At 48.3% G+C, this 22,148-nt stretch carries 23 protein-coding genes; 3 read left to right on the top strand and 20 right to left on the bottom strand.

What is annotated here, in order from left to right:
- Positions 1-2: 2 nt before the first annotated feature.
- The 16 genes from LZG74_RS18500 to LZG74_RS18425 form a co-directional block, all read right to left on the bottom strand.
- Positions 3-428: an ATP-binding protein gene (locus LZG74_RS18500; RefSeq protein ID WP_233798012.1), complete on the bottom strand. Its 426-nt coding sequence runs from the start codon at positions 426-428 to the stop codon at positions 3-5.
- A 12-nt stretch (positions 429-440) separates the two neighbouring features.
- The gene (locus tag LZG74_RS18495) at positions 441-761 is read right to left on the bottom strand and encodes an STAS domain-containing protein (RefSeq protein ID WP_233798011.1); all 321 of its coding nucleotides are present in this window, start codon (positions 759-761) and stop codon (positions 441-443) included.
- A 228-nt stretch (positions 762-989) separates the two neighbouring features.
- On the bottom strand, positions 990-3,110 hold the full coding sequence (gene glgX, locus LZG74_RS18490) for a glycogen debranching protein GlgX (RefSeq protein WP_233798010.1): 2,121 nt from the start codon (positions 3,108-3,110) through the stop codon (positions 990-992).
- 3 nt (positions 3,111-3,113) lie between these two features.
- A complete protein-coding gene (locus LZG74_RS18485; RefSeq protein WP_026631488.1) occupies positions 3,114-3,452 on the bottom strand; it encodes an STAS domain-containing protein in 339 nt (112 codons plus the stop codon).
- Positions 3,453-3,479: 27 nt separating this feature from the next.
- Positions 3,480-5,303 (bottom strand): AGE family epimerase/isomerase, encoded by a 1,824-nt coding sequence (locus LZG74_RS18480; RefSeq protein WP_233798009.1) that lies wholly within the window; start codon positions 5,301-5,303, stop codon positions 3,480-3,482.
- A 189-nt stretch (positions 5,304-5,492) separates the two neighbouring features.
- Positions 5,493-5,918 carry a VOC family protein gene (locus LZG74_RS18475; protein WP_233798008.1) on the bottom strand — a complete coding sequence of 142 codons (426 nt, stop codon included), beginning with the start codon at positions 5,916-5,918 and terminating at the stop codon, positions 5,493-5,495.
- 1 nt (position 5,919) lies between these two features.
- Positions 5,920-6,498: a DJ-1/PfpI family protein gene (locus LZG74_RS18470; protein ID WP_233798007.1), complete on the bottom strand. Its 579-nt coding sequence runs from the start codon at positions 6,496-6,498 to the stop codon at positions 5,920-5,922.
- A gap of 28 nt (positions 6,499-6,526) precedes the next feature.
- Positions 6,527-6,919, bottom strand: coding sequence for a nuclear transport factor 2 family protein (locus LZG74_RS18465; RefSeq protein ID WP_233798006.1), 393 nt, complete (start codon positions 6,917-6,919; stop codon positions 6,527-6,529).
- Positions 6,920-6,954: 35 nt separating this feature from the next.
- The gene (locus LZG74_RS18460; RefSeq protein ID WP_233798005.1) at positions 6,955-7,380 is read right to left on the bottom strand and encodes a hypothetical protein; all 426 of its coding nucleotides are present in this window, start codon (positions 7,378-7,380) and stop codon (positions 6,955-6,957) included.
- 32 nt (positions 7,381-7,412) lie between these two features.
- Positions 7,413-8,972, bottom strand: coding sequence for a GMC family oxidoreductase (locus tag LZG74_RS18455; protein ID WP_233798004.1), 1,560 nt, complete (start codon positions 8,970-8,972; stop codon positions 7,413-7,415).
- A 26-nt stretch (positions 8,973-8,998) separates the two neighbouring features.
- Positions 8,999-10,708 carry a thiamine pyrophosphate-binding protein gene (locus LZG74_RS18450; RefSeq protein ID WP_233798003.1) on the bottom strand — a complete coding sequence of 570 codons (1,710 nt, stop codon included), beginning with the start codon at positions 10,706-10,708 and terminating at the stop codon, positions 8,999-9,001.
- Positions 10,698-11,525 carry a type 1 glutamine amidotransferase domain-containing protein gene (locus tag LZG74_RS18445; RefSeq protein WP_233798002.1) on the bottom strand — a complete coding sequence of 276 codons (828 nt, stop codon included), beginning with the start codon at positions 11,523-11,525 and terminating at the stop codon, positions 10,698-10,700. Before LZG74_RS18445 ends, LZG74_RS18450 begins: the two co-directional genes overlap by 11 nt.
- A gap of 58 nt (positions 11,526-11,583) precedes the next feature.
- A complete protein-coding gene (locus tag LZG74_RS18440) occupies positions 11,584-12,039 on the bottom strand; it encodes an ester cyclase (protein WP_233798001.1) in 456 nt (151 codons plus the stop codon).
- Positions 12,040-12,069: 30 nt separating this feature from the next.
- Entirely contained in the window at positions 12,070-13,224 is a 1,155-nt protein-coding gene (locus LZG74_RS18435) for a nuclear transport factor 2 family protein (protein WP_233798000.1), read from the bottom strand.
- Between the two features lies 1 nt (position 13,225).
- On the bottom strand, positions 13,226-13,636 hold the full coding sequence (locus LZG74_RS18430; protein WP_233797999.1) for an ester cyclase: 411 nt from the start codon (positions 13,634-13,636) through the stop codon (positions 13,226-13,228).
- Positions 13,633-14,496, bottom strand: coding sequence for an ester cyclase (locus tag LZG74_RS18425; RefSeq protein WP_235160670.1), 864 nt, complete (start codon positions 14,494-14,496; stop codon positions 13,633-13,635). Before LZG74_RS18425 ends, LZG74_RS18430 begins: the two co-directional genes overlap by 4 nt.
- A gap of 301 nt (positions 14,497-14,797) precedes the next feature.
- Here LZG74_RS18425 and LZG74_RS18420 point away from each other — a divergent pair, with 301 nt between their 5' ends.
- The 3 genes from LZG74_RS18420 to LZG74_RS18410 are packed head-to-tail and all read left to right on the top strand — an operon-like array spanning position 14,798 to position 17,543.
- Positions 14,798-15,733, top strand: a complete 936-nt coding sequence (locus LZG74_RS18420) for a GAF domain-containing protein (RefSeq protein WP_233797997.1) — start codon at positions 14,798-14,800, stop codon at positions 15,731-15,733.
- Positions 15,734-15,759: 26 nt separating this feature from the next.
- Positions 15,760-16,773 (top strand): sensor histidine kinase, encoded by a 1,014-nt coding sequence (locus LZG74_RS18415; RefSeq protein ID WP_233797996.1) that lies wholly within the window; start codon positions 15,760-15,762, stop codon positions 16,771-16,773.
- Positions 16,770-17,543 (top strand): LytTR family DNA-binding domain-containing protein, encoded by a 774-nt coding sequence (locus tag LZG74_RS18410; RefSeq protein ID WP_233797995.1) that lies wholly within the window; start codon positions 16,770-16,772, stop codon positions 17,541-17,543. The genes LZG74_RS18415 and LZG74_RS18410 overlap by 4 nt, the downstream gene beginning before the upstream one ends.
- On the opposite strand, the gene LZG74_RS18405 is transcribed toward LZG74_RS18410, so the two are convergent.
- From LZG74_RS18405 to LZG74_RS18390, 4 genes are all read right to left on the bottom strand, one after another.
- Entirely contained in the window at positions 17,540-18,601 is a 1,062-nt protein-coding gene (locus LZG74_RS18405; protein ID WP_233797994.1) for a dihydrodipicolinate synthase family protein, read from the bottom strand. The two genes, LZG74_RS18410 and LZG74_RS18405, sit on opposite strands and share 4 nt — an antisense overlap.
- 29 nt (positions 18,602-18,630) lie before the next feature.
- Positions 18,631-19,647, bottom strand: a complete 1,017-nt coding sequence (locus LZG74_RS18400; protein ID WP_233797993.1) for an NAD(P)-dependent oxidoreductase — start codon at positions 19,645-19,647, stop codon at positions 18,631-18,633.
- Complete coding sequence (locus tag LZG74_RS18395; protein WP_233797992.1) at positions 19,647-20,870, bottom strand: Nramp family divalent metal transporter; 1,224 nt, start codon at positions 20,868-20,870, stop codon at positions 19,647-19,649. Before LZG74_RS18395 ends, LZG74_RS18400 begins: the two co-directional genes overlap by 1 nt.
- Before the next feature lie 153 nt (positions 20,871-21,023).
- Complete coding sequence (locus LZG74_RS18390) at positions 21,024-22,082, bottom strand: substrate-binding domain-containing protein (protein WP_233797991.1); 1,059 nt, start codon at positions 22,080-22,082, stop codon at positions 21,024-21,026.
- Positions 22,083-22,148: the final 66 nt, after the last annotated feature.

The following is a 22,148-nucleotide window of genomic DNA, read 5'->3' as shown; positions in this document are numbered from 1 at the left end:
ACTCAGGTTGCGGCAATTTTCATTACAAATTTGTTACGGTTCTTTCCATCGGCATATTCATAGGAAAACTCATCTACACCATTGATTGTCAGGAAAATACCAAGACCTCCAATGCCGCGTTCTTCCAGCGAAAGCGTCAGGTCCTGCGCATTGGGCAGGTCTTTCGCGAGCGGGTCAAACGGCGCGGCAATGTCTTCCAGGATCACCACGAGCTTATCAGGCATGATTTCACTCACCACCTGAAAATCCGCTTCGATCCCTGGTTCCTGGTAACCATACAAAATGATGTTCGTAGCAATCTCATCAACCGCCAGTTTGAGACTGTAAGTTGGTTTTTTGGCCAAACCAGCCTTTTCCGAGAGCTCACCAATGTATTCCCGCAGCGAATCGAGAGAATCAACAGTGCCGGGAAAACTTTTCGATTCCATTATCAGGAGATGTTAAACTGGATATTGATCAACGATGGTAACGCTGTGCTGCAGACCCGTTTTGGTAAGCGTGTCCACGATCAGTTCCTGGGGTTTCACAATGTAAATGGATAATTTCGGCCCGATTTTTTGTTTTGAGTAAATCAAAACGCGGAGCCCGGCAGAGGACATAAACTTAAGGTCCTCCATATCAAGCACCAACGAATCGATCGGCTGATTTGCAATTTTCTCAATCTCGGTCTGAAACACCCGCGCCGAAAGCGAATCCAGCTCACCATGCAATGTAAACCGCGCCTCCTGATTCTCTATTAAAGATTCTATTTGAAATGCCATGATGTTGTTTTATAAGTTTTTGAAACAATTATTTTAGGTTTAAATCTTACTTTTTGTGTTGCTGTCGTATCGCACTTATTGTGCTTGTGAGCCGCGTCTCGGACGTGCCTTCGACTCCGCTCAGGCTGACAGAGCATGCTACGCTCAACAAACTACTAACAAAGCCAACCAGCACTGTCACCCTGAGCGGAGCCGAAGGGCGCTACTGCTAGCCCCACCGCCGAAGGGCTACTTCCCAACCAACACCACCGTCGCTCTCCCGCCAACCAGAAACCTCCCCTGATCCTCCAACTTCGGCTCCTTACCGATCTCGTAAATGTCTTCGCCTGACGGCATGTCCGTATTCACGGCCAGGTGCCAGCTTTGTCCATTCGGGAGTGGTGGGAGTTCGTAGTACAGGCCGTCCCAGTGGGAGTTCATCGCTACGTAGATGGAGTCGTCGACAATGGTTCCGCTTTTGGCGTGGGCACCGTCCAGCATAAATGCCAGGCAGCGGCTGCTGGGTGAAAAATCGGGTTGCCAGGCTTGGGTTCCGTGGAATGTGATGTCCGCAAAACCGCTTCCTACATAGTCCCTGTGCTGGAAATGCGTCCTGCTCCTCAGTACCGGGTGGGCACGGCGGAAGCGCATGATGCGTTGCGCAAAGTGATAAATATCCGCGTTTTTTTCCATCAGGCTCCAGTCGAGCCAATTGAGCTCGTTATCGTGGCAATAGGTGTTGTTGTTCCCGTTTTTGGTAACCCCAACTTCATCGCCCGAAAGGATCATTGGCACACCCTGACTCACCATCAGGATCGACAATGCATTCTTTATCTGCTTGTGACGGAGCTGATTAATGTACGCATCATCTGTTTCACCTTCGACGCCGCAATTCCATGAATGATTATCATTACCACCATCATTGTTATTCTCTCCATTCGCTTCGTTGTGTTTTTCATTGTAAGCGAAGAGGTCATAAAGCGTGAAACCGTCGTGGCAGGCGATGAAATTGATGCTGGCCGTAGGGCCGCGATAGTAATACAAATCAGGCCATCCCTGGATGCATTGTGCCATTTCTCCAACCAGGCCTTCGTCGCCTTTCAAGAATTTCCGGATCGAGTCGCGATATTTTCCGTTCCATTCGGCCCAGCGTCCGTAAGCCGGAAATGAGCCGACCTGATACAATCCGCCCGCGTCCCATGCTTCTGCTACGAGCTTGCATTTGGCAAGGATCGGGTCGTAAGCGAGCGATTCCAGCAATGGCGGGTTGCTTAGCGGAGCGCCGTTCTGGTCGCGGCCGAGAATGGCAGCGAGGTCGAAACGGAAGCCATCAATGTGGTAATCGGCTGCCCAGTAACGCAGACAGTCCAAAACCATGTTCCGCACCACCGGATTGTTGCAGTTCAATGTGTTGCCGGTTCCTGAGAAATTGAAATAATAACCCTCAGGCGTCAGCATGTAATACGTTTTGTTATCTATTCCCCTGAACGAGATTGTGTGACCGCGGTGATCGCCTTCGGCTGTGTGATTGAAAACCACGTCCAGCATCACTTCAATGCCGTTTTTATGGAGTTCCTTCACCAGCGTTTTCAGCTCGTCCACCTGCATGCCAAACTTCCCTGTTGCGGCATAACCTGCCTTTGGAGAGAAGAAATTAACCGTGCTGTAACCCCAGAAATTGACGATCAGACCGCCTGTAACCGGGTTTTCCTTGCTGTTTTCCCATTCATCAAACTCATAAATCGGCATCAGCTCCACGCAATTGATCCCCAAATCTTTCAGGTAAGCCACTTTGCTGCGGATGGCCGCAAATGTGCCTGGATTTTTAACATTCGATGAGGGATGCTGCGTAAAGCCGCGCACGTGCATTTCATAAATGACCAGATCCTCAATAGGCGTTTCGAGCGGGTGGTCATTTTCCCAGTCAAAATCCTCGAAAACGAGGCGCGAGCGATACGGGTAAATGTTATCCCAATTCGGCTTGGCCAACCAGGAATCCCGTCCGCCAATGGCTTTGGCGTAGGGATCGCTGAGTATAATGCTTTTGTCGAAACGATGACCTTCTTCGGGCTTGAACGGGCCGTCCATGCGGTAACCATATTCCAGGCGCTCGTAATCCAGATCAAATACGATCATGGAATACACATTGCCCGTGCGGAATTCCTCCGGGAAACGGATTTCTGCAAATGGTTCGGCCTCGCCCCTTTCGAACAATACGAGCGTACAGTCGATGGCTTCGCTGGAATAAATGCTGAAATTGATTCCGTTAGGGACCATAGTCGCACCAAATGGCAATGCATGTCCCCTTCGGAATTTGATCCCCTGCTGCTCGTGCGTCGGGTAGTAATCAATCCTGATATCTGTTGCCATGGATTAGTCTTGTTTTAGGAATGCAACTCCGTCTTCCGGCTTTTCCACGATCGTAAAAAAGTTGATAAAACCCGTGGTTGACATGACGTCCTGGATTTCTTCCGAAACCCCCACCAGCACCACTTTCCCTTCCTGCGATCTGATATTCCTGTAAACCATCAGCAATACGCGCAGCCCGGCGCTGGACATGAAGCCCACTTCGGTGAGGTCAATCGCGATGTTCTTGCTTTTGTCCATGGCCACCTTTGCATTTCTTTCAAATTCGGGCGCCGTTTTGCTGTCTATATCGCCGGAGACCGCAACCACCGTAATTTCTTCCTGATCCGTAATGGTAACTTTCATCTGAATAGTTTCTTAATGTGGTTCAAATTACTTGGCCGAACTGATCTGGACTTTCACGCGGATGCGTTCCTCTGTTTCAGGGAGCTTCACGGTAAGTGCATAGGCATCGAAATCTGTGTAAGGCTGATCGTCAATGAAAACCTCGCTGATGTACACGCTTCCCGGAGGCAAAATGTCTGGCGAAACGCGCAGAATGTTGTCTTTCCAGCCGTTTGGATAAGGCTTGAAGTAGAAATAAGTTGGCTGCTTGGTGATCAGCAAATTGATATAAACAGCTGACAGATAGCATAGTTCTGTGCTGTGATACGCACTCATCGAGTGGCTTCCTTTGAAACGCTCTGTTCCCAAAAGATACGGCATACCATTGCCCAACACATTGAAATACACCCCACCATCATCATTATCCAGGAAGAAAGCATTGTAAAATGCTGCTGCCTCACGCGCTTGTTTTTCGTATTCTTCATCACCCAAAACCCCGTACATGATCAGGTAAGCGAGGATAGCCTGCTCCTGCTGCCACCATGCTTTCCGGTCGTGCCATACAAACTGGTGCTTGTCGCCGGTTTTCTGCACGCGTTCAACCACGTCATACCAGCCGCCGCGCTGCTGATCGGAGCCAGCCGCTGGCATCAATTCTGCGATTTTTTTGGCAAATGCCAGATATTCTTCTTTTGGTGTCAACGACTGCTGACGGATCAAGTTCCACGCAATTTTCAGGTTATGGCCTACTACTGCACGGTTCTGCTGCCATCCCCAGGTTTGATCTTTGCTCCAATCCTCAAAGAATTTCTCCTGAACAAACGGGCTGTTTTCGTAGTCCGGGAAATGCCTGGTAATGGTGTCAAATGTATATTCCAAAAAGTCTGCATGCTTCTGCTCGCCGCTGGCCAGCCAGAGGTTGATCAGGTAAGCCGGTGCGTGGTCCCCTACCGAGTTCCAGTTTTTGCGGGCTTTATTATGTGCCAAAGATTCCTCGTGCGCATCCAGTGTGATCGGGTGCAAATGTGAGAAATAACCTTCGCCATCGTGGTCTTTGAAATATTTTTCAAAAAGATCAATGGTCTTGTCAATGTCGTCGCGGATGCGTTGATCGCCGGTGATCCGGTAAGTTTGCGTCGGGCCTGCCAATGCGTAGATCTGCTCGTACATAGGAAGCGAATCCAGGTCATCGCCAAATTCCGAAGTCAGCAATTTGGTTTCTTTCTGGCCTTCCACTTTCAAGCCGTGATACCAGTAAACGAGGTCATCGTCCTGGTCAAAAAATCGCATGTGGTCGCGCAGATATTCTGTTCCAAGTTCCGCACCTTCCAGGAATTCGTCTTTTCCAGTTAACAGATAAGCTGACGCAAATCCGTAAACCATTCTTGAAATCGTGTCCGTTTCCTGCAAGTAATCTCCTTTTTTGGAACCTCCCAAATGGAGCATTGTGCGGTAATTTTTGTAATTGATCTCCTCCTTTGGATAATCAAATTGCCATTTCAGATAGCTGGAAGCGATCGAGCTGATCTGCGTGATCCAGTAATTCTGCTCCTCGTGGCGATAGGCTTTCGGCTCCTTGCCCGGGAAAATCAGCTGCTGCGCTTCAAACGTGCTTTCATCTGCGCCAGCATTGGGATAAAATGTTCCGTAAGCGAAAACGTACTGGCCGTTCGTAGACAAAAACGGAGCGATATCGCCCGGATCCTGCCAGCCTTCTGTCAGGTTCTGCACACCGCGTGCATAGGTGGAAGCGATCAGGTTGATCTTAAAAGGACGCTTGTCCGACGTCTCCACGGTAAACCAGCGTTCCTCTGCATTATATCCCGTGATATACCCTGCAATGGTATCTGAAAAAGTGAAATTTATATTCATGCGTTAGTTGGTAAAGGTGTTTACTGAATGGTTTACGTTTTTGCTCCTTCCCTTCGACTCCGCTCAGGGTGACAGGACAGGGCCACTGTCAGCCTGAGCGGACCGGGCCGCCGGGCGGCCGAAGGCCGCCACTTACGAAGGCGTATTGCACCCTGTGGCGATCGCGCGGAGGGCGGCTTGGGCCGACAGCTATGCCACAAGATCCTCCTGATCCTTATAGCCTTGGGTGATTTCTATGATGTTCCCTTCCGGGTCTTTGAGCCAGACGGTTTTCCAGCCTTCAATTACGTCGTCGAAATGGAGCGGGCCTAGGGTGATTACGGCGTCTTCTCCCATGCTTTCTACTTTGGCATCAATGTCGTCCACGGAGAATGCAATGTGCCTTAATCCCGGATAGTGCGGGCCGTCGGCTTCGGACATCGGGTAAGGGCGGTCTTCTTCGGGCGGGAAGATTTCGAAATAAATGTTGTCGTCGTTTTTGAGGAAAACCAGCTCGGCGTCGTCGCCCAGACTGATGACCCTTGCTCGTCGAAAGCCAAAATATTTGGAATAAAACTCCTCGAACTTGGCGAGGTTCCGAACGGTTAGTGCCAGGTGAAAAAATGTCGCGCTCATGTTAATTCTGGTTAGCTGCTGACAATGTTTCGATGATCTTTTTGGCAAACAAATGCGCGTGTCCGCCCGAGCGTCCGGTGATCAGGTCGCCGTCCACAACCACATCTTCATTGGTATAAATGGCTCCGTAAGCTTTGGCATCACCGATGAGGTTATTGTGGCACACCAGCCTGCGGCCGCGAACGAGCTCAGTTGCGGGTGCAGTAAGCCATAATCCGTGGCAGATGATGCCTTTCAAAATGCCTGGTTCTGCAAAAACGCGTTTCAGGAATTCGGTTGCGGGCGGGATTTTTTCTACGTCTTCGGTGTAACGCAGCCGGTCAGAAACCATGCCGGAAGGAACGATAATGGCATCGTAAGTGCGCAGTTCTTCGTCGCTCATGTTTTCGAACGATTCCCAGCAGTCCATCGGCGCACGATATTCGTGGCCAAGGAATGTTAGTTTATCCTGTCCCCATAACCTTGTCAGAAAATGCAGGTCAGCGCCTTCCTCGGGAAAGCGGAATTTGTAATAGAATATTTCATTTTCAAAATAATCGGCCTCCAAGAGCACGCCGATCTTTTTTCCTGCCAGTTTCATGAGGAAAGTGTTATGGGTTATGTTTTAATTAGGCTAATGTTCCGTCCGGATGCTGCACCATTCCGGCAAAATGGATGGCGATTTTTCCGTCCTGCAGCACCCAGCTGTCGGCGAAGCGCATTTCGCTTTTCTGGCCTCCTACTGTCATCGTGATCTGTTCGGTGATCATCAATGTTTCCGGATTTTCTGTTTCGGCCCAGAAAACAATGTCTGTTTCCAATCCGTCGATTCCCAAAATGCCTTGCATATGCTCGTTCACCTGATCGCGGCCTTTGTAGATAACCGGCGATTTGGAGAAGCTGCTGATCAATGTTGCGTCCTCTGTGTATTGGTCCAAAAGCGCGTCAATGTTCTTATCTAGGATGTGCTGGATGTGTTCTCTGTACATCCTTCCCAGCTTGGTATCCGGAACGTTTTTCATGATTGTAAAAAATAGAGAAGGGTTAATAACCTGATTTATAGCGTTGCAGAGCCTTCATGATATTCAAGGCCGTCGACGATGTATTTGGTAATGATCACATTTCCGGCATCATTCAATTTCACTTCCCATGTTTGGAAAGCATCGCATTTGATGCGCTTGCTGAATGGCTCAGGGGCATTCCAGACGCTGGCTTCCCATTGCACCACCACCTTCACCACAGCCGTGTTGCCTGTAATGACCGGCTCCACCACTTTCACGGTGTGCACTTCGTCGAAAAAAATGCGGATTACGCGCTGAAACCAGCCTTCAAATCCTGCATAACCATAAACGGTTGCTTCCGGGAAAACCATTTCGAGTTCGGCATCCGCAAGCAGCGGCAAAACTTCAACCATCGGGACATGGACATCCAGCTTCTTATACCAGTCAAGAGCCAGTGCTTGTATTGCTTCCTGCGTTAGCATTATGTTGTATTTTTAGGTTAATTATAATTCACTCAATCGATTAGACTCTTTTTGAGATCGGCAACAGGATGTGCTGCCAGGATCATATCGGCTGCCTTTTCACCAATCATGAAACAGGCCGCCACAGTATTCCCGCTCGTAACCGTAGGCATAACAGACGCATCGGCTACGCGCAGATTTTGAATGCCGTGAACCCTTAATTCTGCGTCCACAACGGACATTGCGTCGGTGCCCATTTTACAAGTTCCGGCCGGATGCCAGATCGTGGTGCTTTGGCTTCTCACAAATGCTTCAATGTCCGCATCCGCACCAGGCACCATCTCCCCGCCGTTCAGTTCGAGAAATTTAGGAGTATTAGCAAGCTTTCTGACCAATTTAACGGCCTTGGAAAGCACTTCCACATCCGCTTCCTGATCCAGGTAATTCGGATTAATTACAGGCTTGTCTGCCGGATTAGCGGAGCGCAATGTCACCTCTCCGCGACTTTTAGGCTGCACCAGGATGGGAAGGAAAATACAGACCGGTCCGCCCAGGTCGGGAAGCACAGGCGCCAGTGGTCCGGGTAAGCTTGGTGTAAAATTGATTTGCAGATCTACGACGCTGCTTTCTTCTCTTACTTTAACGAACAATGCATTACCTGTCAAAAGCGTCGTGTTGGGCATCGCGATTTTGGAACGGTAAATCATGGGAAGCTGCAAATGATCTTGTAAGTTTTTCCCAACACCAGGAAGGTCAGCAACCAATGGAATGCCGTTTTGTTCCAATTCATTTGCTGGTCCTATACCCGACAAAAGCAATATTTTCGGCGTATGCAATGCGCCCGCAGAAAGGATTACTTCTTTACTGCAAAAAACCTGCTCTGTATTCCCCGCGCTGGCAAGAAACTCAACACCGATTGCTTTTCTATCATCGATCAGCACATTGGAAACGAGCACATTAGTGTAGATCGTCAGGTTCTTTCTTGCTGAAATATTATGCAGAAATGCAGACGCGCTGCTGTCACGATGGTTGTTCTTATCAATGTGAAACTGCAACAATCCGGCGCCATTTTCCTGGCGTGCACCATTGTAATCCCAGTTTGGGCCATCATAACCCAGCTGTGTAGCACCGATCAGGAAATGATCGGAACGCATCACATCGTCCGGACACTCGCGAATGCTCAGTTCACCGCCTGTTGCGTGAAACTCCGAAGCACCGTTTTCAAAATTTTCTGATTTTTTGAAATAAGGCAAAACAGATTGGTAACCCCATCCTGTTGCACCCATGGCTTCCCATTCATTGAAATTGGCGGGGTTGCCGCGAACATACATCATGGCATTGATCGCCGTTCCGCCACCCAGCACTTTGCCCTGGTTGATGGTAATAGCCCGGCCGCCCAACCCGGGCTGATCCGTGGTAGACAAGTTCCAGTCGAGATCTGATCCCCATAGACTTACAAAGCCGCCCGGGTCGTGGATCGCAGGCTCCGTATCCTTGCTTCCTGCCTCAATAAGCAGCACCTGAATCTGCGGGTCAGCGCTTAGCCGGTTGGCTAAAACGCTGCCTGCGGCTCCGGCACCCACTATAATGTAGTCAAAACCAGGTTGTTCCATTTCAGAAATGGTGGAGAGTTTATGTATTACTGTGAACAGTTTGTCTTTACCCAGTCCGACTTGTGGCTGCCTTCCAGCACCAGGTCGATCAAAAAGGGCTTATCGTCGGCCAGCATTCTTTCGATAGCAGGCAAAATTTCCTCTTCTTTTTCCACTCTTACCGCCTCTACGCCCATGGATTGCGCCAGGATGTCAAACCGGATGGCAGGATAGGAAAGGTCAAATGGCAGCGGATGATCGTGTTTTGGAATTTCGCGTTCCTGCCAGTATTGGTCAATGTTGAGTTGCAGCAGTTTGTAAGAACCATTGTTGCAAACCACAAACTTGGCTCCCGTATTATGCCGCACCGCAGACCATAATGTCTGGATGGTGTACATGCTGCCGCCGTCACCGGAAAAGCCGATCACGGTCTTTTCAGGATTAGCGATTTTTGCACCGATCGCACCCGGAAAACCAACGCCTAAGGAACCGCCTCTTGTGAAAAAGTACTGCTTGGCAAGCTTCGGTGGCAGGTAACGACTTACGGCTGCTGAGCTGGTTAATGCTTCATCGAAAATGATCGTTTCATCCTGGTTCAGCTTCTCAGCCAGCACTTTGGTGAACTGCGACATATGCAGCGGCGACTTGCCTTGCTGCTGATCGTCTGCGTCTTTTTCGGCTGTGATCCTTGCATTTTTAGCATTACCGATCTGCTCTATACGTTGCTGAGCCTTCGCCTTTTGCTCAGCTGACATTGCAGCCTCAATTTCTTGCGCCAATGCGGCAAGCGAAAGCTTCGGATCGCTTACCACACCCAGATCGACGCGGTGATTTTTGGCAATCTCATAAGCATTGAGATCGAAATGGATCACTTTCGCTTCCGGCGCATAAATTTCTCCCAATTCAGGAAAAACTTCAGGCATCATATAAGTGCCTACAATGAGGTTTGCATCTCCTTTGGTTGTTATCGGATGGCTGAACGAACCGAACATGTGGCCCGTGGTGCCCTGATACAATGGATGCGTATTGTCCATGACGAGATCCCCGAATTCGACACCGTAGACTTCCGCGCCCAAAAGCTCGGCAACATGTGTAAGCTCAGGGATTGCATCTGAATAGGCAATGCCGTCACCGACGAAAATTATCGGCTTTTCGGCTGCCAGCAACATTTCCGCTGACTGCCTGATCAGTTCCGGCGCAGGCGAAACCCGCGTGGAAGGAATGCAGCTTGGAAATACGGGCTCATCGTTGATCTCGTCGAGGACATCCATGGGCAGGCAAACGTAAACCGGTCCCATAGGCGGCGTCGACGCTATTTTTACAGCGCGGCGCAAAGTGCGAAGCAGCGATTTCGAAGAGGTGGCCATAGTCGAATATTTGGTCACCGGCGCCATCATGGCTACAAGGTCATTGGCCATTTGCGCATCCATATTCATGTATTGCACACCGGCATCCGAGCCAATTACCACTAAGGGCGCATGACCTCTTTTAGCCTGATACACAGCGCCTACCGCATTGCCAATGCCCGGCGAGCTATGCAGCTGAACCAATGTCGGCTTTTGTGTGGCGCGGGCATAACCGTCTCCCATCATCACCGCAATGGTTTCCTGCAAGGTGAGGATGTATTTCATGTCGGGATACTCGGCCAGGGCGTCAAGGAAACCTTGTTCCACCGTGCCGGGATTGCCGAACATATAATCCATGCCATCCGCAAGGAATTGCTCAATGATCTTCTGATTCCCGGTTTTACCAGCCATAACGTGTGAGGCCGTTGTCCAAAACGTTCACAAACTGCTCTCCGAATTCGAATGAACATTGCAATGAACGGCCTGTGATAAATGGATAGTCAACGATAACGGAAGTTTCTTTACCAAAATTTCCATGATATTGTCCTTCCGGTCCTACGGCGTCGGAAAGAATGTATTCCAGCACATATGGTGGGGGCCCCATGTTCAGATCGGTGTGCAGGAAGCCGGTTCCGTCGTGGTAATCGTATTCAATGCAGTGACCCGTCACGTGTTTTCCTTTGATGATGGAATTGCGTTCGTTGAAATCTCTTGCAAAAACCAGTGGCGCAACGCCATAGCAGATTCCGGCAACAGGCATTTGTTTTTTGTAAAAAGCAAGGATTACATCATGCACACGCTGGTTGTTCACCATGTCGATGATCGGGCCGCTGCCGCCTACCAGGAAAACCGCGTCGTATTCTTCGGTCAATTTGTCCTGTGCGATTTTGAGGTCGCTATAATATTTTTCAAATGCGCGAAGGAAATCCGGTGTTGAGAAGTATGGACGCTGCGGGATCACTTCCGACAGGTTCATCGTGTTTGCCAAACGGTTTGTCGCTTCAAATGCATTTACTTTATCAGCTGCGAGCTGCGTGGTAACACACACGCCCAGAGGAGGATCTACGTAAGTGGTATCATAACTTGGCGGCAGCGCTTCTGCTTTTTTGCCGTTTGGCGTAATAAAATCTACGGTGTAACCGGCTGCTTCCAGTTTTTCGAGCGGGCCTACCAGCTCAATGCCCCAATATCCGTATTCCGATAAAATGGCGAGTACTTTTTTAGACATAAAATTCGGGTTTGAATAATTTTAAAAACAATGTCGAGGAGGATTTACAAATGCTTTATCAGTGTGCTCCTGGTGCCGCTCCGGAAGGAGGAGGAGGAACTACGCCTAGCTGTTGCAAAAGGCCCAGTTCATCCACATTGGCCCAGCGCTCAGCGATTTTGCCATCTTTCATGCGGGCTGTGGTTGTGCCTGTTAATGTGATGGATTTTCCGGATGGCGGCATGCCCATAACGCCGCCTGTGTCGGTGCCGTTGAGTCTCCATCTGTGCACTACTTTATCGGCTACATATATCTGATCTTCAATGCTAAGCTTTGCATCCGGCATAGCGCCGCGGAACATGCCCACGATGCCTTTAAAACTGGCCGAACCAGGCTCAGAAACCGTTTTACCGCCCACTTGTGAATGGTCTATCGCGTCGGATGCCAGTAAGTCTTCGCGTACAACACCTGTGTTCCAGGCTGTTTCGAAAAATTCAACACAAATCGCATTGTTTTGTTCTGCTGTAAGTGACATGCTTTCTTCTTTTAAGGGTTAAAATGCTGTTCAATTCACTGTATAAGGTCTTCCGCCCAAAAAGGCTTCTACTATTTCTGCTGTATTAACGTGGTTATGGATCGACGCTACTTTCCCGTCTTCATTCACGACTACAATGTGCACAACGCTCGTATGAAAAGGCAATCCGCTTGCTTTGGAAACGCCCGGCTCATCGATCAAAACAGCTGCAACATTGTCCTGGTAAAGCATCCTGACTGCCTTGAAACGGTCAAAACGCATGGTTTCAATGATCTGCTTTGCCGATTCCACGGCCGCAATCGGTCCGATGCGCTCCCCCGACCATGCAATGATGTCCCTCGGCCCAAACATATGCCACACTACATTGGGCGCAAATGCTTTACGGATGTCTTCGGGTTTGAATCCTTGTAGTGCGCCATACATGGCCCTGGCCGATTTTACCGTTGCCGGTGCATTGTCAAAAATAGCTTCGTCGAATACAATGCTGTCCGTTGTGCGCAGCGATGTGACCGATTTATTGGTATAATGTGCTGATCCAAAACCATTTGCTGCTATCGTGAACGGCCTCCCACCCTGCATGGCCTCGATGATCGGAAATGTATCGCGGTAACATTGCAGCTGGCTGATCCTGCCATTTTTTACAATAATCCAATGCACCACGCTGCCTGAAAAAGCTTTCCCGGTTCTGGCTTCACCGCTTCCTTCGAGCACGACGGCCACTGTATTTCCCTGGGCTACAAACCGGGTCGGATTCAGTTTTTCAAAAGCCAATCCTTCTTTTTGTAATTGGAAAAATTGCCTTACTCCTGCTTTTCCGTCCCAGGCACCTGCCCAGGGAATCAAATCCTGCGGGCCGCCCATTTCCCATAAGACATCCTCAGCCAGAAACGATAAAATTTCCTCTATATCATTCTCCTGCAACGCCTTATAGAACTCTTTTAAAAACGGGAGCGGGTCCAGATCAATCGCATCCACATTTTCCAGCGAGGCGAGGATCATAAATGAATCTGCCAGTCTGACCAATGTATTGTCGCCGTCCTGCTCAAAAACCAGGTCTTTTCTGGAAAGCTCGGGCTCATCAATGATCAGCACGTCCGTATCCGCATCGAAGCCTGAAATAATTGTAGGCTTCACCGGAAGCTGCCCGCCTCTGTTAACATAATGACGGACAACTGCTTTTTCCATTTTATTGAATCACTTTCAATTGTTGCAACAAACCCAGACTATCCTGGGCAACCCACATTTCAACGATCTTGCCGTTCTCAATGCGGAATATGTCAATTCCCTGGTCCTGGACCCGGATGCTGGTCGTTTCGCGTCCCAGGAAATTTCCGGTATTGGTGGCTTCGTATGACCAGCGGCTTACCACTTTATCGCCTTCTGCCAGTTCGTCGTGCAAGGTAAAAAACACGTCGGGGAATGCTATCAGGGCAGTTTCGAACCACTTTCTTAATGTAGGTGGCTGATGTGCCTGGCCGGGAGGAAAGTGAAAAACCACATCTTCCACTGCGATTTCGTCCAGGACTGCTACATTCTTTTCGTTCCAGAAATCGAACCAGTATCTGCGTACTATTGCTTTATTTTCTTCCAATGTCATGATGGGATTGCTCCAAGTTGCTGCATTAATCCGAAGTCATTTTCATTTACATGAACCGAAAGGATTTTGCCGTTTTTGATTGTGAAAATGTCGATCCCGTAATCCTTCACGTGGTTACCCGTTGGCGCGGCGCCCAGGAATTCTCCCTGGTGTGTGCCCTCAATGTTCCAGCGTGTGGCGACTTTATTGCCTTCTGCGGTCTGGCGCATTACCGTGAATTTGATGTCCGGAAATGCATTGCGCAGATAGCCTACGAAATTTTTGAATGCGGGATATCCGGCGATCGGCTCGGGCTGGGTTGGGATGATGAACGCAAATTCAGGATCCAGGATCTCTTCGATCACTTCCAGTTTGCCCTGGCTCATGATCTCGTCGAAATATCTGGTCGCTAATGTTTGGTTGTGTTCCAGGTCTGCGGGTACAGGCTCGTTTTCGGAAGGCAGGACGCCCAGTTGCAGCATTAGTCCCAGTGTATCTTCGTGACCGATGGATTCGGTGATCTTGCCGTCCTTAATGGTGTGCCAGGTCATGCCATCGATTTCGAAGAATTTTCCGGTTGCTTCCACATTTCCTTTCACGGTAAGCAGTGGTCCGCCTGTGTGCGTGCCGCCGCCTCTCCAGCGCGTTACAACCCAGTCGCCGCCAGCCACCATTTCTTGTGGGTTAATGTAAAAATCAGGAAACGAACCGTGCAGCATCTGGACCAGTCCGAAAAATCCGTCCGGGCCGTGAAATGGCTCGGGATGTGTGGGCAATGTGAATACGAAATCTTCGGATAAGATCTCATGAGCGACCTGCTCATTCTTGCCATTCATGATTTGATAAAAATAGCGTCGAGAGAGTAACTTATTAGCATTCATCTTTTTAAATGTTCTGTTTGAAGGGTTCGACTTTTCTTAAATCCATGTGAGCAGGGTAACAAAACAAAATTTCGCGTCTGTGTCCCTTTTCTTTCATAAATATCCCAATAACACTCGCGAAGCATTTCGAATTTTAACTGAAACTGAAAAATGTAAAGGTGAACCTGTTGTTTCCCGACCTCAAACCGACGACGTTAAACCTGGATTTTTGGGGTACTATTTTTTCTGACCTTTAAGTTCGGAATGGTAGTATTGTTTCTACTTTAGTTTGTATAATTGCAATACTAAAAACGTTTATCTCATGAAACCCTTAAACCTCCTCATCGTTGCCATCCAAAAGGAATATCTCGCTCTGCTTGAAGATTCTCTTGGCTACGCTGGTTACAAATTCAGTATCCGGCAAGTTGCTTCCAAACAACTGGCTATTGAAGCCTTTTACGAGTCCAAATACGATCTGCTGATTTCCAATTGCCTCCTTCCGGACGGTAAGATTACCGACCTTGCCAATGTGCTCGGCAGCCAGCTTCCCTGCTTGGTTATGACAGAAGGACATTGCCCGGTTACGGCAGAAAGAGTGCTGGCAGTGACAGAAACAAGCTATTATATCAATTGCTCTAACAAACTGGGCTGGATCCCTGCACTGGAAAACACGCTGGCCAAATGGAAAAACAACGCCCGCAAAAAGATCGACCAGCATAACCAAAACCACGAATCGCTCTATAAGAAAGTGCTTGCGCGTTGCGAAGATGAGCTTGCTTCTGATTCGCTTTCCAATGCATTCTCATTGTTATTGGAAGTGATGGACCTGAGCAGGATTTATTTATATATCAAAAATCAGCCTGCATCCGGTGATGCGCAGGACCTGACATTAAAGATAGAGGTTACTGCACCCGGCGTGCCCGCTAAGCATTCAGGAAAGACTATCAAGATTCCGGGTTTCAATCGCTGGAATGCATTATTTGATGCCAAAAAACCAGTTTTAGAACCGTCTGCAAATATGACCGGCGCTGAAATTCAATGGCTTAGTCAGCAGGATGCCCTGTCGTTGCTGGCCGTTCCGATTCAGGGAAATGTAGGCTGGCTGGGTTTCATAGGGCTGGAAGACACCCTGAACAGCCGGGAATGGACGCAGGCAGAAATTGGCCTGATCGAATCTGTGGCGTCGCTCATCCAAAAAAAGAATACTACTTCTGCAAAAACTTCAAGGAATAGCAAGCTTCTGACAAGCCTGGCATGAACCCCGACTTAAACTATCGGAATGGGATGTCATTAGGTTGGCGTCTCTGTTTCATCCTAAGCTTATTTGCCACAATTCCGCGCCTGATCTTCGTCTGGACATCATTATTTGACCCCGACACGATCGGTTCTGGGTTGCTGGATATTTGCATTCAGTTTATAATAAGCTTCGAATTTTCGTGGATATTCGTCTATATCTGCCTTCAAAATACTTACAATATGCCCAGCTGGTTCAACAGCCAGAAAACCTGGGTGCAGATCGTCCTGTTGTTTGTCCTTTTTATGGGGATCAATGAGATCCTTTTTCAGCTTAAACTGGCCCTGGACGCAGATAATTCGGATATGCTGATCTTCCGGGTGGTGTATTACCTGTATCACATTCTGCTGCTGCTGGCCATTCTCGGCTTCCGGAATTTTCTACTGACGACGCAGGAAAACCACCAGATCGGACTTGAAAATGAGCAGCTTAAACGCGAGCAGCTGAAAGCGCAGCTCGAAGCATTGCAGAATCAGCTGAACCCTCATTTTTTGTTCAATGCACTAAACATCCTGAACATTTCGATCGCTACCAATCCGGACCAGGCTCAGCGCATTGTGCTGGATCTGTCGGACATTCTGAGATACAATCTTAAAGTTCAAAACCAGAGTCTCATCCTGCTTAAAGACGAGCTGGACGCTGCGCGTGCATATCTTGACCTATATAAGGCGAGATTTGGTGAGAAACTGGCTTACTGCTTTCATGAAGTGGAAACGGCCAGGAGTTGGTACATCATTCCACTTTCCCTTCAAATCCTGATCGAGAACGCAATCAAGCATAATGTGATCACTTCCAGTCAGATACTGATGATCGAGCTCAGGCTGAGCGAGCAAGAGAAGCACATTACGGTTTCCAATTCCGTCAACAAAAAAAATTCACCCGGAACCGGGATCGGCCTGCAAAACCTGGATAAACGTTACAAGATCCAGACGGGCCAAAAACCATTGTTGCTGCAAGATGAGCAGCATTTTACAGTTAAAGTTCCATTGATTGAAGCTCCATGACCAAGATCCTTATCATTGAAGACGAACAGCCAGCGGGCGAGTATCTGACGCAATTAATACAAAAAATTGATCCTAAAACTGAGATCCTGAATGTGCTCGACAGCGTAGAAACCGCCGTTGATTGGCTCAGCGATAATTCTTGCCCGGATCTGATTTTCCTTGACGTACAGCTCGGAGACGGCACTTGCTTCCAGATTTTCGAACAAATTTCCATCGGCTGTCCGGTGATTTTCACCACTGCGCACGACGAGTATGCCATGCGTGCCTTCAAGCTCAACAGCATCGATTATCTGCTGAAACCCATCCGCCAGGAATCCCTGAAATTCAGTCTTGAAAAATACTATCAGCTTAATGAGGAGAATGCCATTAGCAAGGTAAAATATCTGGAAGAGCTGATGCATAACCAGATCCTGAACCGAAAAAGCCCCCGCAGGAGCTTCCTGGTGCCTTATCGTGACAAGCTGATCCCGTTAAAGGATTCTGATTTCGGGTGGTTAACCATTAAAAACGGAGTCGTGGTGGCCACTTTGCATGATGACAGGAATTTTGTTGTCGACAAATCTTTGGAAGAGCTTGAAAATCAACTGGACCCTACGAATTTTTTCCGGGCCAACCGTCAATTTATCATATCGCGCGAATGCATTTCGGAGATCGAATTGTATTTCAATGGAAGGCTGCTCGTCCGCACGACGCCATCCTCGTCCAACCAGATCCTGATAAGCAAAGAGCGCGTGCCCGTTTTCAAAAAATGGTTTGAAGAATTGTCTTAAACTACTTTAACGTGGCGATTTAAAAAATCAGTAATAAACTCATCATCAATCAAATGCGCATATGCTTGCGTGACGCGCGTGATCTCCTCAGCTTGGCCGGGTGATAGCGTTTCATTTGGGTTTAATGTCCAGATCCCTTCCATAAGTCCCTGCCTTTTCAGCACTTCATGCACGCCTGTGATGCAGCCGTGAAAGTTGTGCGCCGGATCAAAAATGGCCGCGTTCATGTCGGTCACTTCAATATTCAAGCGTAAAACATCAGCTGCATTTGTATGTTTGTTTTTTACAAATTCCTTTGCCGCCGCGAGCACCTTCACTGCCTTTTCTGTCCACACTGCCCAATGTCCCAGTAAGCCGCCCACGAAGGTCTTTTCAATCATTTCACCATTGACTTCAAACCGGTAGGGCGTGATCAGGTCGGCTACAATGTTATCGTCGTTACCCGTGTAAAGTGCTATTTCATTCACCCTCGAACTGTTGCAAACCGCGCGGACAACATCCAGCGTCTGGTAACGGTTAAATGCGGCAATCTTGATCGCCAGCACATTCGGGATCTCGGCGAACTGCTGCCAGAATTGATACGAGTAAACCCTGCCGCCAATGGCCGATTGCAGGTAAAATCCAAAAACCGGGATGATCTTCGCAATGGTTCTGATATGTTCGATAATGTCATCTTCCGAATGATTTTTGAATGCTGCCATACTCACCAGCCCAAGATCATAACCGTATTTCAAAGCGATGTTTGCTTCCTTAACAGCCTGATCTGTAAGCCCGACAATGCCGGCTACCTTGATAAAAGGACGGTCCATATCTGCATTAGCAATCTCCTCTGCCGCAATCCTGAGGACTGTTTCATAAAGGTTTACCTCAGGATCACGGATCTCGAATTGCGTGGTATGCACGCCGACGGCAACGCCTCCTGCCCCACTGGCCATGTAATATTGCGTCAATCCGCGCTGCCTGGGCTCGTCCAGTTGCAAATTCCGTTGTAAAGCCAGCGGGTGGGCTGGAATTACGGTGCCCTCGAACAACAGTTTCCTCGTTTCTGTGTTAAGCATTTTTCCTGTTTTTTTTATTCCAAAATCTCTTAAAATTGTCCCTTACGCTCCTGAAAGTGAGTGGGTTTATTAATAGTCTTTCCACCTTCCTGCAACCACTGTGCAGTGATTCCAATCATTTGCTTCAATGTTGTGCGCGGATAGCCGAACAACCGGAAAGACTCAGCCGCATTGCTTAATAATGCCGTAGGCTGCTCCTCATTTACAAATTGCGGTTCGGTATTGAATATACGTCCAAATTCGGCTGCCAGCCAGCGAAGTGAGACCGTTTCGGGTCCGGTAATGTTCAGGATCTTCGATGGCGACTCGCAATGCAGCAGCGAACGGATAGCCATTTCATTGGCATCGCCTTGCCAGATTACATTCACGTGGCCTGTCCGCAGATCCACCGGCTTGCCCGCCAGAACCGATTTTGCCACTTCCAGTAACACGCCGTATTTGAAATCAATGGCATAATTGAGCCTGTAAATCAGGATCGGTGTGCCATGTACAGATGAAAAATATTGAAATAACCGCTCCCTACCCAGGCAGGACTGGCCATATTCACCCACCGGATCAGCGCGCATTTCCTCCGTAGCACCACCGGATGCGACCGTCGTGAACGGATAAACATTGCCGGTTGAATAGACGACGATTTTTGAATTCCTAAATTTCTCAGCTACCCGTCCCGGCAGATACGTATTCATTGCCCAGGTGTAAGGTTCATTATTGGAAGTGCCAAACTTGGTCCCAGCCAGATAAAGCACGTTTTCCACTTCCGGCAGCGCCTGCAACTCAGCATCATTCAAGATGTTAGCAGTTATGGTTTCGATGCCTGCCGCATTCAGCTCTTCGGTCAACCCTTCCTCACTAAACCTGGAAACGCCGATGACACGCTTGTCCAGGCCGGCTCGTTCGACAGCCTGTTTTGCAAGTTTCGCAATGCTTGGCCCGATCTTACCACCGGCCCCCAGGATCAGGATATCGCCTTTTATTTGTTTTATATCGTCAATTAAAGCGTCCGATGGGCTCAGCCATTTTTCTTCCAGAAGTTCGAAACCAGTCATTATTTAAATAGCGGATTGTTGAAAAATAATTCTTTACTATTAATGATCGCAAGAGAGAAAATGATGACCAGCCCCACGCCCGCAACCACTTTCACGAGCGGACTGTTTACCTTGTCGCCCATCAGCTCCTTGTCATTACCGACCATATAGAGGGCAGTTCCAATAAACGGAACGATGAAAATGGTAACGCTTTGTGCAAATACGATCAGCTCCAATGGCAGCTTACCAAATTTAACAGCGATAGCCGCACCGACAACCATCACCAAGGCAACCAGGTAACGCACTGATTTAGAGCTAAAATTACTCCCTACTCCCAACGCATCGCCCAACAATGTGCCGCCAACAGATGCATTACCGATCAATGAAGAAAATGCTGCACCAAACAGGCCCACGAGGAAAAGTGTGGATGCATTGTTACCAAAAAGTGGTTCCAGTGCCTTGGCCATATCCGTTGCAGAATTGACCTTAATGCCTTTCGGCTGCAAGATGGCCGCCGCACAAATGATCACGATCGAGCACATGACACCGAGCACGATGATTCCCGTCGTACTGTCATTTTTGCCATTCCTGACCTCTGGCTTCACCCGGATGCGCTCCTGAATGAGGTAACATTGATATAATGCACCCACAATAGAAAAGCAGGAAGCCACAAAAGCAATGATCAATCCTTGTGAACCTGCCGGGATGACCGGTGTGGTAAAGCCCTTGACAATTTCGGAAGCATCAGGTCTCGCGTAAAAAAATGTGGTAATAAAGGAAAACAACATGACAAGAATCAGGAATATCATCGTCTTTTCCAGCACAGAATAGAAGCTCCTGAAAAATAGCAAGCTGATTCCCACCACATTAAAAATTATGATCCAGGGAACGGGCGACGTATGATAAAGCTCCCCAACAGAAATACCCACGCCAATGGAATTGCCTGCCTGGAATGATGTGCTCACCAAAAAAACACCAATCCCCATGGCAACGGAAGCCGGCCTGCCCCATTTATGTTTTACCGACGCCAGCAACGATTGATTCGTAGCCAGGCCGATCCGCGTGGCCATAGCCGTGAAAACAGCCATGAAAAGGATCGCAGCAATCACGACCCAAAGGAGTGAATAACCGTAAACCGCTCCTAGTTTGGAAGTAATGGTCAGCTTGCTGGGCCCGAAAACCAATGCCGCGGTGATCATTCCCGGCCCTAACGAGCGAAGCCATTTAAAAATAGAATCTTTCAAAATGTGAATGTTTAAAGGGTCCGGGATTTCCCGCCGCGATGTAAGATAACATGAAACGGGCACGTGCCCGTAAATATAGAAAAGAAATATCTAACATTGATAACGGACTAGATAATAAAGTTGCAGAACTGTAATATGCCCGTTTATTAGAAATCAATTTTGATAAAACTCGTAATTTTCTTTTGTCACAATGTCAATGGGCATGTAGTTCAGCTTGGACACGTTTGCGTTCATGACCAGCGTTTGGTACAGTGCCATAATGCCCCGGTAAGCCTGGTCTTCCGGACGGTGGCAGATCAGGAAATCGATGACATTGCTTTCAAGATATTTAACATTGTCCTTCACAAAATCATAACCGATCAGCGACACCTCGGTGCGGTGGCTGTTTTTAAGAAAAGAGGCCACGGTATGCACACGTGAATTCGTCACGAATGCAGCCCCGATGTCCTTATTAAGATGAAAAACATAGGTTAAATGCCGCGCAACAGATTGGTAATCGGTCTCACGAATGTCAATGCGGACGATCTCATTGGGATTCTGATTGTCCGAAAAATAGGCGCGGAAACCTTCCTCAATAGTCTCGTAATTGAAGTTGTCGATTTCCTTTGAAATGTTGATGATCAACACTTTCTTTTCCGGTTGCAGCCTGTAAGTGAGCAACTTCGCTCCTACGTAACCACTCTTATAAAGATGCGGGCCAATGTAGGATAGGTTTTTCAGATCCGGAATGTCCGAATCAATGAAGACAAATGGGATTTTTCTTTCAGCACATTCTTTTGCGAATTCTTTTGTTTCTGCAATAAATGAGGGTGCTATTAAAATGCCGTGGACATCGAGCGCAAGGATCTCGCGCGCTTTTTGAACATAGGAATCTTTATTATTAAGGTCAAAGAAAAACGTAAGTGTCTGAATGCCATATTGCCTGATTTCGGCTTCTGCCCTCCGCACGCCATTCAATGGCGCCTCCCAAAAATCAGTTTCCTCGGAAACCTCGGGAACCAGAATGGCCAGTGTAATGATCTTTTTGGAAGCGAGCCTGCTGGCCAGGATGTTAGGCTGATAATCGAGCTCCTTAATGATGTCATTGATCCGCTTTTTGGTCTTTTCCGAAACCCCCGTCCGGTTATGCAGCACACGGTCCACCGTGGCCGTGGATACATTAGCCCTTCTCGCAATCTCCCGCACGCCAAACAAAGTATTCTCTTTTTCCATTAACGGATCAGGTTTGTATATCGGGGTAAATATATAACGCAATGACCAAATTGCCTGATTTTCTCA

Source organism: Dyadobacter sp. CY327, assembly GCF_021390415.1.
Taxonomy (GTDB): Bacteria; Bacteroidota; Bacteroidia; order Cytophagales; family Spirosomataceae; genus Dyadobacter; species Dyadobacter chenhuakuii.
The sequence above is the reverse complement of the archived record's forward strand: the minus strand, read 5'-3'. Positions and strand labels throughout refer to the sequence as shown.

What these genes read in the sequence shown, in the direction of transcription:
- LZG74_RS18440 (WP_233798001.1), bottom strand. Translation starts at nt 12,039, where the DNA reads ATGTCACTTACAGCAGAACAAAACAATGCGATTTGTGTTGAATTTTTC.
- LZG74_RS18415 (WP_233797996.1), top strand. Translation starts at nt 15,760, where the DNA reads ATGTCATTAGGTTGGCGTCTCTGTTTCATCCTAAGCTTATTTGCCACA.
- LZG74_RS18450 (WP_233798003.1), bottom strand. Translation starts at nt 10,708, where the DNA reads ATGGCTGGTAAAACCGGGAATCAGAAGATCATTGAGCAATTCCTTGCG.
- LZG74_RS18495 (WP_233798011.1), bottom strand. Translation starts at nt 761, where the DNA reads ATGGCATTTCAAATAGAATCTTTAATAGAGAATCAGGAGGCGCGGTTT.
- LZG74_RS18425 (WP_235160670.1), bottom strand. Translation starts at nt 14,496, where the DNA reads ATGAATGCTAATAAGTTACTCTCTCGACGCTATTTTTATCAAATCATG.
- LZG74_RS18465 (WP_233798006.1), bottom strand. Translation starts at nt 6,919, where the DNA reads ATGAAAAACGTTCCGGATACCAAGCTGGGAAGGATGTACAGAGAACAC.
- LZG74_RS18410 (WP_233797995.1), top strand. Translation starts at nt 16,770, where the DNA reads ATGACCAAGATCCTTATCATTGAAGACGAACAGCCAGCGGGCGAGTAT.
- LZG74_RS18390 (WP_233797991.1), bottom strand. Translation starts at nt 22,082, where the DNA reads ATGGAAAAAGAGAATACTTTGTTTGGCGTGCGGGAGATTGCGAGAAGG.
- LZG74_RS18400 (WP_233797993.1), bottom strand. Translation starts at nt 19,647, where the DNA reads ATGACTGGTTTCGAACTTCTGGAAGAAAAATGGCTGAGCCCATCGGAC.
- LZG74_RS18475 (WP_233798008.1), bottom strand. Translation starts at nt 5,918, where the DNA reads ATGAGCGCGACATTTTTTCACCTGGCACTAACCGTTCGGAACCTCGCC.
- LZG74_RS18455 (WP_233798004.1), bottom strand. Translation starts at nt 8,972, where the DNA reads ATGGAACAACCTGGTTTTGACTACATTATAGTGGGTGCCGGAGCCGCA.
- LZG74_RS18480 (WP_233798009.1), bottom strand. Translation starts at nt 5,303, where the DNA reads ATGAATATAAATTTCACTTTTTCAGATACCATTGCAGGGTATATCACG.
- LZG74_RS18435 (WP_233798000.1), bottom strand. Translation starts at nt 13,224, where the DNA reads ATGGAAAAAGCAGTTGTCCGTCATTATGTTAACAGAGGCGGGCAGCTT.
- LZG74_RS18485 (WP_026631488.1), bottom strand. Translation starts at nt 3,452, where the DNA reads ATGAAAGTTACCATTACGGATCAGGAAGAAATTACGGTGGTTGCGGTC.
- LZG74_RS18460 (WP_233798005.1), bottom strand. Translation starts at nt 7,380, where the DNA reads ATGCTAACGCAGGAAGCAATACAAGCACTGGCTCTTGACTGGTATAAG.
- LZG74_RS18470 (WP_233798007.1), bottom strand. Translation starts at nt 6,498, where the DNA reads ATGAAACTGGCAGGAAAAAAGATCGGCGTGCTCTTGGAGGCCGATTAT.
- LZG74_RS18405 (WP_233797994.1), bottom strand. Translation starts at nt 18,601, where the DNA reads ATGCTTAACACAGAAACGAGGAAACTGTTGTTCGAGGGCACCGTAATT.
- LZG74_RS18500 (WP_233798012.1), bottom strand. Translation starts at nt 428, where the DNA reads ATGGAATCGAAAAGTTTTCCCGGCACTGTTGATTCTCTCGATTCGCTG.
- LZG74_RS18445 (WP_233798002.1), bottom strand. Translation starts at nt 11,525, where the DNA reads ATGTCTAAAAAAGTACTCGCCATTTTATCGGAATACGGATATTGGGGC.
- glgX (WP_233798010.1), bottom strand. Translation starts at nt 3,110, where the DNA reads ATGGCAACAGATATCAGGATTGATTACTACCCGACGCACGAGCAGCAG.
- LZG74_RS18420 (WP_233797997.1), top strand. Translation starts at nt 14,798, where the DNA reads ATGAAACCCTTAAACCTCCTCATCGTTGCCATCCAAAAGGAATATCTC.
- LZG74_RS18430 (WP_233797999.1), bottom strand. Translation starts at nt 13,636, where the DNA reads ATGACATTGGAAGAAAATAAAGCAATAGTACGCAGATACTGGTTCGAT.